Here is a 16,324-nt window from a genome sequence, read left to right on the forward strand (position 1 = left end):
TTTTTCGCCCCAGCCGGTACGGCTTTTTTGCCCTAGGGCAAAAAAGCCGTACCGGCTACTTTTAAACCCTGTTGCATTTATTACTTGAATTCAAGCCTAATTAAATGGCATCTATTTCAAAAACGCCTTAATTACTTTTGCCTCCGATGTTCCTTTATTTTGCAAAGTGTAAGAAATCGCGTCTGCCGGAACAACAAAAGTTTCTGCATAATGATACAATTGTTTTTCGCCATTTACTGTCACCAAAATTGATTCTCCCTCTACCAACATCAATACGTGGCAAGAATCGTTGGTATCAACCATTATCTTTGTTTCAAACTCTAAGCGATGCACATCATAAAAATGGTCTTGATGCGTGGGTAAATGAATAATTTTCCAGTCGGCACCAGTTTTGATAAGGCTGGGTTTAGAAATAAGCTCCTCTTGCACTTTATCGCCCTTAAATTCAAACCTTAAATTCTCAAATGCATGTTCGATGTTAATCGGTCTAGGCTTTCCGTCTAAACCAAGTCGTACCCAATCGTACATTTTAAACGTAAAGATATAAGGTGTAGCACTAATTTCTAATACCATGTTTCCTGCTCCCGCACTATGTACCGTTCCGTTCGGAATTAAAAACAGATCGTGCTTTTTAGCTGCATGAGATTGCACATAATCAGTGATTTCTATCTTTTGTCCGCTTTCTTTGCTCTTCTCTAAAACAGCTCGGAACTCTTCTGGATTGATGTTTTCTTGAAAACCGAGATACACATTGGCATTTTCCTCAGCATCCAAAATATAGTAAGTTTCATCCTGCGTAATCGTCTCGCCAAAATGCTTTTGAATATATGGAACCGATGGATGGCATTGAACCGACAGTGAACCGCCCTGCCAAGTATCCAAAAAATCAAACCTAATTGGAAATTCATCTCCAAACTTTTCAGCTTGCTCTCCCAAAATAGCTTTTCGCTGAGCAAACATCAACATGTCGAAAGAAACTTCTAAAAGGTTTCCATCGCTTTCGAACACCAAACCGTTTTCTGGAACGATCAATTCAAAAGACCAAGCGTAATTCACAACCTCCCTGCTCAATCCCACAATTCGTTCTTTCATCCATTGCCCGCCCCAAGCGCCAGGCTCGAACCAAGGTTTTACCCTAAAAGATGTCTTGCTCAACTGCTTTAAACCGTCCATAAGATCTGCACCCTTTATCCAATTTACATCATTGTCCCATTGACCATCAGCAAAAATTTCGATTTTATTAAGCAGAGATTTTTTATATTCGTTAAGCACAACCCAATCCACAAAGTAAAAACGTTTATACATTTCGTTTGGATGCTCGGCTTCGGCAGCACCAAGATTGGTAATTGAGCCGGCACGCATTCTAAGCTGCAGCTCGTTTTTTGGCAAATCGAAATAAACCAATGTAGCATCTGGCGCAATTAGCTGAGCGCCACAGCCGTAAACAATGGTTAGTTTATCATCAGTATTTGATGTAACTTTAAAGGTCGGCTCAAAAAAATCGCCGAGTGAAAGTTTGGCTTTTGTGCCCCAAACATCTCCCACACTACCTAAAAAAGGAGCAACCATTTTTTCGATTGTATTTGGTGTTTTCAAATAATCTGCAGCATCCACCCAATTCACCGTCAAAGCCAAACGAGAAAATTCTTGTTCTAAACCATCTTTTACATCTTCCCAAAATACACCAACATAACCATCTAGCGCCACAGATTTTTTATCTGCTAACCAAATGGCTAAAGTCTCGTAACCATTTAAAATCTTACCATTTTCTAGGCTGTGATTAGGATAGATGTCATATCCTTTATGAACAGCGGCCTTGAGCATTTTTGGCATGGTGGGCTGATCTGTTTTGCGTCTACCTAGGTTTGATTTGATTGAAGCGGCTTGTAAATTGGTATCCATTTTCTAAAATTTAATCCTTTATTAAAAACTAATAATTATGAACGCATCAGATCTTTTAATTGCTTAAACATTTAAAAAACACACAAACAACTATTGTATGTACAAACATATAAACATTTTCTGATTGAAGAAATATTTTTATATGTTTGTTTTGCGGTAAAGAAAATGGCTAACAACCATTAAAAAATGAAAATTTGCAACAGACAAGCCGAAAAACAACCAAACGAATGAAGTTTTCAATTAATCATAAAAGCCCAATACCGCTTCACGCTCAAGCCGAGGAGCTTTTAAGAAAGATTATTAAGGAACCAGATTATGCGAATGGAAAATTCCTACCAAACGAGGTCGACCTTGCAAAACAACTGGCCATTTCTAGAACCACGTTAAGGCAAGCCTTAAACAAACTGGTTTATGAAGGCTTATTGACTAGGAAAAAAGGGGTTGGGACTAAAGTGGCTGGAAAATTAGTAAGCTCGAAATCAAATAATTGGCTTAGTTTCTCACAAGAGATGCAAGCTAGAGGCATCCCAATTCGAAATTTCGAGCTTCATTTAACTTGGGCATATCCTGATGAGCAAATAGCCAACTTTTTCGAAATCTCAACCGATAGAAAAATTTTAAAATTAGAACGCTTACGCGGAACTGAAGAAGGGCCTTTTGTATATTTCATCTCGTACTTTCACCCGAGAATCGGCCTAACCGGCGATGAAGATTTTAAACGCCCGCTGTACGAAATACTAGAGAAGGATTATTCGACTATTGCCAACCTTTCAAAAGAAGAAATTAGCGCAAAAATAGCAGATAAAACGCTTGCAACAAAATTAGAAGTAGCTGTAGGCGACCCAATTCTGTTTAGAAAAAGGTTTGTTTACGACCAAGGAGAAAGGCCTATAGAATTTAATCTTGGTTATTACCTGGCCGACGGCTTTACTTATACCGTAGAAAGTAGGCGAACCTAAGGATTTTCTAAAAATCGATAATAGAACGTAGAATTCAAATCCGAACAAACTTTGTATTAACATTCGAACATAGCATTTTTTTACTTATGTTTGCTTATCGACAATGTTTATGTTCAGTAGTAGAATTTATTGACCCCATATTCCTAGCCTATTTATGAAAAAGATCTTTTTACTAACCAGTTTGCTAATCGCAACAGCCGGTTCCCTTTTTTCACAAACAAAGCAAACTGCAATTTGGAGCATAGGAAAAGCAGACCACAGCGCTACAGAGTTTGCGCTTGCGCCAAATGGATTTAAAAGTTTTGTAGGGAAAGATTTTGGGTATGAAGACAAATTTTTCTTGTTAGGTTATTCAAAAGAGCAAAAAGATTTTCCTTATGTACTACCTGGCCCAGTAGATACTTGGGGAGGGACATGGAATACCGCAGGCTGGCGTACAAACCAAGTAAACATTCTATTTGGCGTAAAAGATTTGCCGGCAAAAGAAGGCTACAAATTGGTTATAAAACTGACTGACTATGCCAAAAAGTTTTTACCTCTGTTAAAGATAACCATCAACAATCAAGAGAAGAAAATACAATTAACCGCCAAACGGTATGATTTGAAAAACCAACCCTCCCCTACAGAAACTGAACCTTATGTAGATTCAGTTGCGCTTAGTGGAGATCTATCATCGGCCACGCCCAAAACCTTAGAGATTAATATTGATAAAGATGTTATCAAAAAAGGCGGCAATAAAATCACCATCACTACAATACAGGGTTCTTGGATTATGTTTGACCAAGTGCAACTAATAGGCCCTAAAAACCTTACCCTCGAAATTCCGAAGCAATTATTTGTTAAGCATGTAGAAGCGGCGAGTTACGAATTAAATAACCATGGCAAAGAAACGCAGCCCTTGCTTGTTACCGCACAACACTTAACTGGCTCGCCAAAACTTAGCGTTTTATTGGATAACAAACAGATTTTTAACGAAGTAGTTGAGAAGGGAAATTACGAATTTGAAGCATTAATGCCAGCAGTTAAAGCTGAAAAAAAGAGCAGCTATAAAGTTCTTGAAAATGGCAAGGTAGTTAGAGAAGGAATAATAACGCGCAATCCGCAAAAACTGCAAACATTGGCTGCTTATGTAGATACAAGAATGGGCACAGCACATTCTAGATGGATGATTGCACCCGGCCCATGGATGCCTTTTAGCATGGTAAAAATGAGTCCCGATAATCAGCGTGCAGGTTGGCAGGCCGGTTACGACCCAAGTTTTGAAAGCATAGGGACTTTTAGCCACATCCACGAATGGACATTGGGCGGATTGGGTATTTTCGCCACAAACGGCAACTTAAAAACCAATATAGGCAGCGAGTTTGTTCCAGGCTCGGGTTATCGTTCTCAAATAAATAAAAAGACAGAAAAAGCCCCGATTGGTTCTTATGAGGTACAACTAAAAGACTATAATATTAAGGCAGAGGTTACAGCCACCACACGCTGTGGCTTTGAGCGTTTTACTTTTCCAAAAGATCGCGATAGTGCACGCGTGCTGATTGACCTACACATTCCCGCAGAATATGGCTATCAGCTAAAGGATATAAAAGTTAACAAAGTAAGCGATTATAGAATAGAAGGTTTTGCCCATCAATTTTCTCCTGGCGTTTGGAGCCAAGATGCTTCGCAAGATTATACCATCTATTTTGTAATAGAATTTGACCAACCCATACAAAGCGTAGGAAATTGGCTGAACAACAAACGGCAAGAAGGCGGCGAAATGACTGCTTCGAACATTGATGAAGCTGGCTTAAATGTTCAGTTTGATGCGAAAAAACATCCAGTGGTTCAGGTTCGCTCTGGAATTTCTTTGGTAAGCTTAGAAAATGCGAGCAACAATTTGAAAACTGAAGTTACTGATTCGTTTGGATGGAATTTTGACGCAGTGCGTCAAAACCAAATAAACACATGGAACGATATCTTTAATCGTGTGAAGATAACGAGCACAAATAGACAGGAAAAAGTACGTTTTTACAACTCGCTCTATCGTTCTATTTGCAGCCGCAATACATGGAGCGATACGAATGGCCAATGGCGAGGCACAGATGGAAAAGTGCAACAACTTAAAAATAAAGATGATGTGGCTTTGGGTTGCGATGCCTTTTGGAATACCTTTTGGAATTTAAACCAGGTTTGGAATCTCGTAACGCCAGAGTGGAGCAACAGGTGGGTAAATTCCCAGCTTGCCATGTACGATGCTTACGGTTGGTTGGCAAAAGGCCCTGCGGGAATGAATTACGTGCCCGTGATGGTTGGGGAACATGAAATCCCACAAATGGTGTCCGCTTATCAAATGGGAATTAGAGGTTTTGATGCAGAAAAAGTACTACAAGCTGCACTTAAAATGCAAACAACACCTGCACAGAAAGTTTTTACCGGTTTCGCCGGAAATAGAGATTTGGTAGCTTACGAAAAGTACCATTATGTACCATCTGATAGCGGAAGGTTTTCGAATACGATGGAATATTCCTTCGACGATTGGAATGTTGGACAATTGGCTAAAGCTTTAGGGAAATCAGACATTCACAAAAAGTTTAACGATCGTGGCTATTGGTGGAAAAACACCATCGATACAGCTGGCTACAGCCACATGAAGTTAAGCAATGGCCAATTTACGAAAAACTTCGATCCCTTTCGCAGCGGTGCTAACGAGCATTATGTAGAGGGAAATGCTTGGCAACTAACCTTCTTTGTTCCCCAAGATGTACCAGCTTTAGTAAGTATGATTGGTAAGAAAAAATTTAACGATCGGTTAGAATGGGGATTTAAACAAAGCGCACCTTGGCGCTATAACGGCATTAACGATCAATATTGGGATTATCCGGTGGTGCAGGGCAACGAGCAATCTATGCATTTTGCCTATTTATTTAATTGGGCTGGCAAACCATGGTCAACACAAAAATGGACGCGCTCCGTAATGGATCGTTATTATGGTTACGGCATTTCCGATGCCTACTTAGGAGACGAAGACCAAGGACAAATGAGTGCTTGGATGGTTATGACTGCAATTGGATTGTTCCAAACTGATGGTGGCGGCAGAGTTAATCCGGTCTATGAAATTGGCAGTCCGCTGTACCCAAAAATTGAGATAGATCTAGGCGAAAGGTTTGGGAGAGGCAAGAAATTTACCATCGAAGCTACAGGAGCTTCTCGTAATAATATGTATGTGCAAAGCGCTATGTTGAATGGCAAGGTGTTAAAGTCGTTTGATTTCCCTGCGTCAGAGTTGTTAAAAGGCGGTTCTTTAATTTTGCAAATGGGCGCAGAACCAAATAAGAGCTGGGGAATTTCTGAGTTTAAATAAAACCCCTAAATCCCCTGAAGGGGACTTTGACGAACGTGTGACTTAAGAGCCTCTTTTTAAAGTTGCGCTGAGATTGCTTTCCCGAAGTACAAATCGGGACAAGCATTGCCTCGCAATGAATTTACGGGCGATTTGCGCCTTCAACCCTCTACCTTTTTGCTGTGCTCCTTTCTCGCAGAGTTACGCAGAGAATATTTCGAGTTTTGCTACGCTAATGTGCAGCTTTTTTTTGCGTAATGTCATCCTGAGGTTTAATATATTTCATATAAATCAATATAAATGGCGTTTTTTAACGCGCTATAGCCATCTCGCTAGTCCCGGCCTAGCAGCAGTTTGGAGGAAAAAAACGCCTAAAGCTGCTTGTACAAACCTAACAAATTCCAGCTCCGAAGAGGATTCGCAGCCGTGGGTTGGGATAAGCTAAGGGAAAGGCCTCGAAGCATCGATACCAAACAGCTTGGCTAATTTTTACCCAAAGAGGTGCCAGCCTTGAGTTTTTGCTACTTTTTTGTTAAGAAAAAAGTAGGACTCCCGTCCGGATAGGACAGCGCAAGGCAGAGTGTTGGTCAATTTGCCAAGGCTGAATGGAGGAGTAACTGAAATAAGATAACAGTATAATTATCTGAAATTCAATTAATTAAAAATAACGTCAATGGTAGCCTGTCGAAGGATATTTTATGCGTTTCGACTACTTGTCCCGACCATTCGGGAGGCTCAACGTGACAGCCGAGAATGAGACGCAATAGTCAATCTGGGTGTCACAATTTGCGCCTTCCACCCTCACCCTTAATCTCAACCTCAACCTACTTCCCTATCTTTTCTCGAACTACAGCTTCCTCTACAAATCCCTCATTATCCCAAGTTAATGTGTTTTTCTTATACAATTTCAATACAGGCAACCCTTCCACTTTTAAAGCTTTCATTAGTTCCGGGTTTGCATCTGCATCTATTCTTACAAGCGTAAGTTTATCTTTAATCTGGTCAGATATTTTATCCAAATAAGGCTTCATCTTTTTACAAGGTGCGCACCAATCGGCATAAAAATCTACCAAAACTATCTTATCGCTATTTACCAACGCTTGGTATTGTGCTAAAGACATTCCGGCAGCAACCTGCTTTTCTGCAACTTCGGGCAGGTTTGCGGCGCGCCACTGCATCATGCCGCCTTCCATTTCTCTCACATCTTTAAATCCGTTGCTTACCATCTTTTTTGCTGCTGCACTACTTCTTCCGCCGCTAAGGCAATACACAAAAACAGGCTTATCTTTATCTAACGAATCAACCCTTTTGCCAAAATCGTCATCACGAAGATTTATATTGATGGCATTTTTTACATGTCCTTTTTCAAATTCTTCTGGCGTTCTAACATCTACCAGTTGTACATCTTTTGTTGATGTTAACTCCTTAGAAAACTCAGACGCAGTTAAATTTACCTTGGTAGAATTTTGTGCATTGCTGCAGCCCACAAATAAAAAAGTAGCTAACAAGATAAATAGATATTGGCGCATAGTGATTGTTTTAAAGACTAATTTAACTCCAAAAATACTGGTTTTGATAGCTTTTACAATAACAACAAGGTCATTTTAAAACCGCATGAAAAAATGGAAAATCTGCCTTTCAAAAAATTTATTTCAAAATAGTTGCAATTATAAAACATATCTCTACATTTGTAGAACATAATCTATATTTGTAGAATGATAAAATTATCAAAATCTGAGGAGCAGTTGATGGAATATATTTGGCAGAACGGAAAAGCTTTCATGAAAGACCTTATGGATTGTTTTCCAGATCCAAAACCAGCAAGCACTACTCTGGCCACCTTATTAAAACGCATGACAGATAAAGGCGTAATTTCCTTTAATCAATGTGGAAACTCTAGGGAATATTACCCTCTAATAAAAAAAGTTGACTATTTCTCTAAGCATGTAAACAGCATGATTAAGAATTATTTTGATGATTCTGTAATGCAATTTGCTTCCTTCTTTACCAAAGAAACGAAATTGACCAAAGCACAGCTAGAAGAATTAAAAAATATGATTGATTCTGAAATTAAAAAGAAGAAATAAAATGATGGTCTATCTATTAAAAGTAATCGCCTGTAGCGCCATATTTTATGGGCTCTATCATCTTTTTTTAAGCAAAGAAAAGACATTGGTATTTAATCGTTTCTATTTATTGGGAGGATTACTTGCCTCTTATTTAATACCATTTATTACAATTACCAAGATGGTAGATGCGCCCACACGCAGCGCTTACGCGGAATATATGTCGGTGGGAGTTATTAATCCAATAATTACAGGAATTTCTTTCCAAGATTATCTAACCTATCTCGCCTACTTTACGCTTGTTGTTGTAAGTACGTTATTATTGATTCGGTTTATAAAAAACCTTGTTGTTATTTGGCGGAAAACAAACTCAAGCAAACAATTTGTTTTTAACGGAGCAAACGTAGCCTTATCAAAAAGTGTAACTGCGCCATATAGCTTTTTAAACACTATTTTTTTATGTGAGGAAGAATATGAGCAAGGAAAAATAGAGCCCGAAGTGTTAACCCATGAGCTAGCGCATGTGCGACAAAAGCACAGCTATGATATTTTATTGGTGGAAATTTTACAAATTTTCTGCTGGTTTAATCCAATCCTTTACTTGTACAAGAATGCAATAAAAATGAACCACGAACTGCTTGCAGACTCAACCGTGGTAAAAGAATTTGGCAATGTGCACAATTACCAATGCATTCTTTTACAACGTGCAACTTCGCACTATTATGCGTTGGAGCTAAGCAGCAGTTTTAATTATTTCACTACTAAAAAAAGACTAATCATGCTACAAAAACCCTTTAGTAAAAAACGAGTACTCATCGCCTCATTGGCTGTGGTACCAACGCTTGCGCTTGCCTTATTTGCAGGCTGCAACCAAACCGAAAAGCAGAAAGATGTTTCTGTTTCTAATGAAAAGAATAGCTCGGTTGCGATTCAAAGAGACTCGTCAAATAACGCATCAACCAACGCTCCTATCGATTCGGTAACGCTGCTTCCACCACCTAAAGTTGAAGTCGTAAAAATGCCTCCACCTCCGCCAGCAGAGCCGCGAAAAAAACTTCCACCTCCAACAATAGTTGTAGAGAAGTTTGGGCCTGGCGCCACGAAAGCTGAGCTAGAAGAATACGAAAGTATTGTAGGAAAAATTAAGGTAGGAGAAAATCGCTATAGAGGAAGGTTAAGTGATAATGAATATACGGCTATGATTGGATTTTATGATAAGATGAGTAGAGAACAACGCAGATTGTCCAGTAAGTTGCCGCCACCGCCGCCATCAATCGTAGTAGAAAAGTTTGGTGTGGGTGCAACGAGCGCAGAAATGGAAGAGTATGAAGCAATTATTAAAAAAGGGGAAACGGAGAAAAATGGTGTTGTTGTATATTCTATCGGCGCAGATCAAAAGGCGACGATTTACAAGATTTATACAAAAATGACCAAGGAACAACGAAAATCTTCCAGCAAATTACCTCCGCCACCGCCACCTGCGGAACCGATGAAAACTAAGGAATAAAATTAAAATATTTTTGCACACCACGCCGTCATATTTACGATAGGAAACATCTCACATCTAGGAATCTGAATTATTACAGAAAAGCCTATTTGTGAGGTCTTTTCCCGAAGAACTCGGGACAAGCATTTTCCTCAAGATGACGACTCCAGGGATAGGGTAACGGCTAGGTTGTCTCTGACTTTGTTCTTAGATCACATCGGGTTAAAACCCTACATTATTAACTCGGCCGTGCCGATGGCACTAATTCAATTTTCTTTCCGTCTTAATTTAGCGCTCCGTCATTGCTCCTTGCTCTTTGCTCATTTATCACTGCGCCAAAGGCGCAATCCTCAAAACCCATAACTCAACCTAAACCCTTGGCTTATTTTCTTATTTCCATCATAAGCAAAACCATAGCTCGCTCTAAAAATAAACCGTTGGAAACCGAAATAAAATTCCTTATAATTTCTTTTTTCAGGTGAGGAAAGATAACCTCCACCAATAAATTCTTCTAACTTAAGTTTTCTTAATAGGGGTATTTTATTGATAAAAAAGCCTGCGAAATTATGTTCTAAATGCGCCTCAAAATATTGCTCTTTGGTGCTAAATTGATAGAAGTCTAAGTATTGAAATTTTCGCAAATCGGGCGGGAAGATGGTCGAGATATTTCCTGCAAAATGCTTATAATCTAAATAATATAAACTGTTGTTGTTTAAAAATTTGCCTGTTCCGACCAAAAACGATGTATATCCCCAAAGGCCGAGCCCAATCCTATCTTGAGAAATCTCCGCCTTCACAAAATCGTAATCTACATCGCTGGAAAGTACATTTTTAAACCCCTTTTTATACGTTAAAGATATTCGTGGATATTTAGAGCGCGTGTAAAATTTCCCATCAGGACGTGTAATGTATTTTTGCCCGATGGTATAGGTTAAGTTGGCCAATGCGCTAAACGATTGATAATGCGGAAACAAGGGAGTTTCTTGAGCTGGAGTAAAAGGATTATTCGACGTAAATTCCAAATTTTTACGGTCTAAAATCGTAAAATCGCTATGATTAACCATCGTTTCATTATTGCTATAATCTGCGCTTAAATATCCCTGTAGGCCATTTGCCAGTTCTCTGCTAGTATATATGTTAGCAAAACGCTTGTAATAAAACTTAGAATAATTTCTTTCGTAAAATAGCCCATTTATAGAGTTGCCCAACAAAGTCATCGAGCCTAAATTATTAAGATCGAAAATTCCATTACCAAACGAACCACCAACGCTTGCGCGTTTTAAAGGGTCGTAAAAATAGTTTCCCGTTAAACTGCCAGTAAGCTTTTGGTTTGCAAACCCATAACGAAATTCGGGCCTAATGCTATAATTTACATTGTTCTCGAAGCTTTTTCCATACGTTACGCCATATTTAACTACAAACCCTTCTACTGTGTTGTAAAAAACCGAACGCAATAATGGATCGAAGCTATACGATTTCTTATCATATCGATCGTTGATGCGGTAGCCATTCCACAGTAATTTCCAAACAGAAAACTTGTTGTTGTCTCTCTCCACAGAATCTAGGTAGACTTTCGACTGCTTTAATCTCGATATGCTGTCTTTTTTAATGTAGTCTTTCTGCTCATCCGTGGTTAGAGGAATAGGCCTATTTGCCCTCCAGTAAGCAGAATCCTTCTTATTCACCAGTTCTGTAATCTTTAGAATTTCTCCACTAAAAAAGTTTTTCGGAAAGTTAGGGTGTAGGTCGTAATTACTGGAAACACCCACATAGTACCCGGCAAACTTAAACCCAAGCACTTTTCCGTTAAATTGAAAATTAATGGTAGTGGGCATATAAACGTCTTTAACTTTTGTAAAAGACTGTTTAATGTTCAATGTATCAATAAAATTAATTCCCGCGCTTTTAGTCAAAAATAAATCTGTATCGTAGATGCGCCAGCTGTCCTCCATAATGTAAATCACTCCGCGAAACGCTGGATCATTTTCTCTGCGAGGAATGACCTGTATTTTATGGATAACCACTCCGTCTTCTGTGGTTTCGCCCAAATATTTATAGTAATAATAAAATAGTGCATTATCTGCCAAAGGCGAAATAAAACCCCTAGAGCTTAGCGTATTTTCCAGCAAATAGTTATTGTAAAAATTAATAACCAGATCAGAAGCCTTATTAAAACTAAAGCCATTGTCTCGCCCAGAAATTCTAGAAGAAATCATTTCTTCATGAATCTGATCGGGCCTTTTAAAATTAAACTTACTTTCAGACTCTGACAGGTAAATAATTCCTTTCCTGTTGCTATCCAGATCAAAAGTTTTTCTAATGTCTGTACCCATAAATTTTTTGGGTGCCCCAACCAACTTCTGTACGCCTTTAATATATACGTTACAACTGTACGCCTTTACTTCTTCTAGGTGCTTTTTCCGTGCCTTTATCGCTTTGCGCATAATGGCATAAGCTGGATCTTCTGCGTTTGCTCTAATGGTTACGTTTGCTAACGTATAACTTTCTGGCGTAAGCGAAACATTTAACGAAACGTCGCCGTCTAAATTCAAAATATTTTCTTGCGGTTTGTAACCAACGGCTTTGTAAACTAAAGTTAATGTTCCTTTATTTAAACGAAGTACATATCGCCCGTCTAAATTTGCAGAGGTGCCGATGGTTGTATTTTTTACATAGACAGAAGCGAACGGTACAGCTTCTCCATTTGTGTCTTTTACCTGGCCGCGTAAGGTAAAATTTTGGGCAAAAGCTGCGGATATGGTAAGCGAAAAAATTACCAATGCATAAATTTTTATCATAAAAAGTTTTCTCGCCTTAAATATCGAAAATTTTATACAACATACGTGTTTGGCGGTGTTAAAGTTTGTTAAGGAAGGAAATAGATATGAGATTTGAGAAGTGAGATATGAGAACTAGACGTCAAAAAACGAGCAAAGAACAAAGAAAACCTCTAAATTGTCTGAAGTAGGATTTACTGGATTGAAAGATACAGAGGATTAAGGTGCAAAGGAAGAGCGCTTTGTCTTTTGCCAAAATACTTAACGCTTAACAACTCAGTCTTAACCTTAACCTCAATCTAAACCTTGACCTCAGCCTTAGCCTTAGCCTCAACCTCAGTCTCAACTTGTCTTTCTGCCATGCTGTCAGCCGATGGCGTTGTTCTTTTTTACATTATTTCAGTATTTTAGCGCAATTATCTGCCAAAAGCCAATTGGCACACACATTGTTTAAATAGCAATATCGAGTAAAAATTTAAAGAGAAAAATTAAAAATACAATGGGAAAAATTATTGGAATAGACTTAGGAACAACAAACTCATGTGTTTCGGTAATGGAGGGCAACGAGCCCGTAGTTATTGCAAATAGTGAGGGTAAGCGTACTACACCGTCTATCGTTGCATTTGCAGAAAACGGTGAGCGCAAGGTTGGAGAGCCTGCTAAACGTCAGGCTATTACAAACCCAACAAAAACGATATACTCCATCAAACGCTTTATGGGCAATAGTTTCGACGAATGCGCTAAAGAGATTGGCCGAGTACCTTACAAAGTGGTTAAAGGCGACAACAACACGCCTCGAGTAGAAATTGGTGATCGTAAATATACGCCACAAGAAATTTCTGCAATGGTTTTGCAGAAAATGAAAAAAACTGCTGAAGACTTTTTAGGCACAGAAGTAACAGAAGCGGTAATTACTGTTCCTGCTTACTTTAACGATGCACAACGCCAAGCAACAAAAGAAGCTGGCGAAATTGCTGGACTTACAGTTAAGCGTATTATCAACGAACCAACTGCAGCAGCATTGGCTTATGGCTTAGATAAGGCGCATAAAGACATGAAAATCGCCGTTTTCGATTGCGGTGGTGGTACTCATGATGTTTCTGTATTAGAACTTGGCGATGGCGTATTCGAGGTAAAATCTACTGATGGTGATACTCACTTAGGTGGAGATGATTTTGACCACGTAATTATCGATTGGTTAACTGCAGAATTTAAAGAAGAAAACGGTATGGACCTTGCAAAAGATCCGATGGCGTTACAGCGTTTAAAAGAAGCAGCAGAAAAGGCTAAAATCGAGTTGTCTAGTACTACCAGTACAGAAATTAACTTACCATATATTACTGCAGATGCTAGCGGCCCAAAACACTTGGTACGTACTTTAAGTCGTGCTAAATTTGAGCAATTGGCAGATAGTTTAATTAAAAGAACTATAGAGCCTTGTAAATCTGCTTTGAAAAATGCCGGTTTAAGCGCAAGCGATATTGATGAAGTAATTTTAGTTGGTGGTTCAACTCGTATTCCTGCAATACAAGAAGCAGTAAAAGCTTTCTTTGGCAAAGAGCCAAGTAAAGGTGTAAACCCAGATGAGGTTGTAGCCATTGGTGCCGCAATTCAAGGTGGTGTTTTAACCGGAGATGTTAAAGATGTATTGTTGTTAGATGTTACGCCACTTAGCTTAGGTATAGAAACCATGGGCGGTGTAATGACTAAATTAGTAGAAAGCAACACCACTATCCCAACAAAAAAATCAGAAACTTTTTCTACCGCAGCAGACAATCAGCCTTCTGTAGAAATTCATATTCTACAAGGTGAGCGCCCTATGGCAAACCAAAACCGTACCATCGGTAGGTTTATTTTAGATGGTATTCCACCATCGCCACGTGGTGTGCCACAAGTAGAAGTTTCTTTTGATTTAGATAGTAACGGTATCCTTCACGTTAGTGCAAAAGATAAAGCTACTGGTAAAGAGCAGAAAATTCGTATCGAGGCTTCATCTAGTTTAACAGAAGAAGAGATTAAAAAGATGAAGGAAGAAGCAGAAGCCAATGCCGATGCAGATAAAACTTTCAAAGAAGAAGCAGATAAAATTAATTCTGCCGATGCATTGATTTTCACTACAGAAAAACAATTGAAAGAGTTTGGTGATAAGTTAGCTGCCGATAAGAAAGAACCAATTGAAGCTGGTTTGAAGAAGTTGAAAGATGCACATGCAGCTCGTAACTTTGCCGATATAGATACTGCGCAGGCAGAACTACAAACATTGTGGAATGCTGCCTCAGAAGAAATGTACAAAGGAGCTGAACAGCCACAAGGCGCGCCAGAACAACCTCAAGGTGGTGGCGAACCAGAAGCTGGCCCAGACAATGTAACCGATGTAGATTTCGAAGAAGTAAAAGAAGACGATAATAAATAAGTCTTTCAGTCAGAAAGTCTGAGGTCTGAAAGTCCGAAGATAATATCTATTAAAGCATTCCGATTAAGTTCGGAATGCTTTTTTTATGTGCATTTTAAAAAAGGATATTGAAAATTATTTGAGCGCTTTAACACGCCTTTCACTATATCTTTTACCCCCGGCCTTCCAAAACCCCAAAGGCGCTTTTGCCCTAGTAGTAAAAGGATGCCGTTTCAGTCGTTGGCGCTAGCATGGTGGCAGTTGCAGGTCGGTTAATCTATCTTTAATTCTAGCGCAATCGTATCGCTTGTGCTCAAAAATCTAATTTACTGGTAAAGGTGAGCATTAACAATTTTTAGTGTAAGCTATCGCCAAAAAAAAGGCTTCCCAAAAAGCAAATAGGTTTGGAATACAAATCCAAACCTATTCGAAAAACACTTTATGTTATCTCTAAAATCCTTTAAAAGCGATTTAGCTCCAGAGTTTTGTAGGGTATGTGCCATTGCTAACCAAATTGGTTATACTTTCTTGCACAAATGGCTTATCTTCTTTGTACGTTACACCAAACCACTGGCTACCGGTCGGCACCACTTTAAAACTTGCCTGATTATTCTTCACTAAGTTTTCGCCAATAAGTGGAATAAAAAATTCTGCCTTTGGTTTTTCTTTGTTGGCAAGAGCAAATTCTTTAAACAATGTTTCGGTAATGCTAAATACAGCTGGTGTAAATCCCCAAAAATTCATAGAAACTGGCGTATCAAAGCTCAACGGATATTCTTTTCCATCTTCTTCGTACACAATTGCTCCGTCCTTTTTATATACTTGCGTACGTTCTACAATTTCCTTTAAATTACCGGCATCATCAACTTTACAAACTCCCCGAGATACAGATCCAAAATCAGATAATGTTTTTCCAATTTCATATCCAATGATAGAAAAATGGCTATCGGTTGCCTCTTTATCTAAGAAATGAACCATTTTTTCGAAGGCATCAAATCCGTAATAATCATCTGCGTTAATTACACAAAATGGCTCTTTAACCACTTTTCTGGCTGCTAGAATAGCATGTGCTGTGCCCCATGGTTTTTCTCTGTAAATTTCTTCCTCAATGCCAAACTGCTTCAAATCGAAATTCTGAAACACGTAATCGGTTTCTATTCTACCTTTTAGCTTTGGCTCGAAAATCGCTTTAAAATTGTCTAGAAATTCTTCCTTAATGATAAAAACAACTTTGCCAAAGCCGGCCTTAATTGCATCATAAATAGAATAATCGATAATGGTTTCGCCATTTGGGCCAAATCCATCAATTTGCTTCATACTTCCGTAACGGCTTGCCATTCCGGCTGCCAATATTAATAACGTTGGTTTCATAGACTGCTAAAATAATAATTTTACTTATAACCTGTTGAATTAATTTGTT

At 38.8% G+C, this 16,324-nt stretch carries 9 protein-coding genes; 5 read left to right on the plus strand and 4 right to left on the minus strand.

The genetic code is table 11. The features are described 5' to 3' along the window. Nucleotides 1-111: 111 nt before the first annotated feature. Entirely contained in the window at nucleotides 112-1,902 is a 1,791-nt protein-coding gene (locus ABIB40_RS10605; RefSeq protein WP_354358805.1) for a class I mannose-6-phosphate isomerase, read from the minus strand. Nucleotides 1,903-2,129: 227 nt separating this feature from the next. Here ABIB40_RS10605 and ABIB40_RS10610 point away from each other — a divergent pair, with 227 nt between their 5' ends. Continuing rightward, the gene (locus tag ABIB40_RS10610) at nucleotides 2,130-2,861 is read left to right on the plus strand and encodes a GntR family transcriptional regulator (RefSeq protein ID WP_354358807.1); all 732 of its coding nucleotides are present in this window, start codon (nucleotides 2,130-2,132) and stop codon (nucleotides 2,859-2,861) included. Between the two features lie 154 nt (nucleotides 2,862-3,015). After that, nucleotides 3,016-6,204, plus strand: coding sequence for a GH92 family glycosyl hydrolase (locus ABIB40_RS10615; RefSeq protein ID WP_354358809.1), 3,189 nt, complete (start codon nucleotides 3,016-3,018; stop codon nucleotides 6,202-6,204). Nucleotides 6,205-7,007: 803 nt separating this feature from the next. On the opposite strand, the gene ABIB40_RS10620 is transcribed toward ABIB40_RS10615, so the two are convergent. Continuing rightward, the gene (locus ABIB40_RS10620; RefSeq protein WP_354358811.1) at nucleotides 7,008-7,712 is read right to left on the minus strand and encodes a thioredoxin domain-containing protein; all 705 of its coding nucleotides are present in this window, start codon (nucleotides 7,710-7,712) and stop codon (nucleotides 7,008-7,010) included. Nucleotides 7,713-7,898: 186 nt separating this feature from the next. Between ABIB40_RS10620 and ABIB40_RS10625 the strand changes: the two genes are divergently transcribed. Then, nucleotides 7,899-8,270, plus strand: coding sequence for a BlaI/MecI/CopY family transcriptional regulator (locus ABIB40_RS10625; protein ID WP_354358813.1), 372 nt, complete (start codon nucleotides 7,899-7,901; stop codon nucleotides 8,268-8,270). 1 nt (nucleotide 8,271) lies between these two features. After that, nucleotides 8,272-9,756 (plus strand): M56 family metallopeptidase, encoded by a 1,485-nt coding sequence (locus ABIB40_RS10630; RefSeq protein WP_354358815.1) that lies wholly within the window; start codon nucleotides 8,272-8,274, stop codon nucleotides 9,754-9,756. Between the two features lie 329 nt (nucleotides 9,757-10,085). Here the strand turns inward: ABIB40_RS10630 and ABIB40_RS10635 are convergent, their stop codons facing one another. Next, nucleotides 10,086-12,533 carry a DUF5686 and carboxypeptidase regulatory-like domain-containing protein gene (locus tag ABIB40_RS10635; RefSeq protein ID WP_354358817.1) on the minus strand — a complete coding sequence of 816 codons (2,448 nt, stop codon included), beginning with the start codon at nucleotides 12,531-12,533 and terminating at the stop codon, nucleotides 10,086-10,088. A gap of 478 nt (nucleotides 12,534-13,011) precedes the next feature. Here ABIB40_RS10635 and dnaK point away from each other — a divergent pair, with 478 nt between their 5' ends. Beyond that, the gene (dnaK, locus tag ABIB40_RS10640; protein ID WP_354358819.1) at nucleotides 13,012-14,925 is read left to right on the plus strand and encodes a molecular chaperone DnaK; all 1,914 of its coding nucleotides are present in this window, start codon (nucleotides 13,012-13,014) and stop codon (nucleotides 14,923-14,925) included. A gap of 450 nt (nucleotides 14,926-15,375) precedes the next feature. On the opposite strand, the gene ABIB40_RS10645 is transcribed toward dnaK, so the two are convergent. Beyond that, nucleotides 15,376-16,275: a nucleotidyltransferase family protein gene (locus tag ABIB40_RS10645; RefSeq protein WP_354358821.1), complete on the minus strand. Its 900-nt coding sequence runs from the start codon at nucleotides 16,273-16,275 to the stop codon at nucleotides 15,376-15,378. Nucleotides 16,276-16,324: the final 49 nt, after the last annotated feature.

The sequence above is a fragment of the Pedobacter sp. UYP30 genome (genome assembly GCF_040547165.1).
In the GTDB taxonomy this organism is placed as follows: Bacteria; Bacteroidota; Bacteroidia; order Sphingobacteriales; family Sphingobacteriaceae; genus Pedobacter.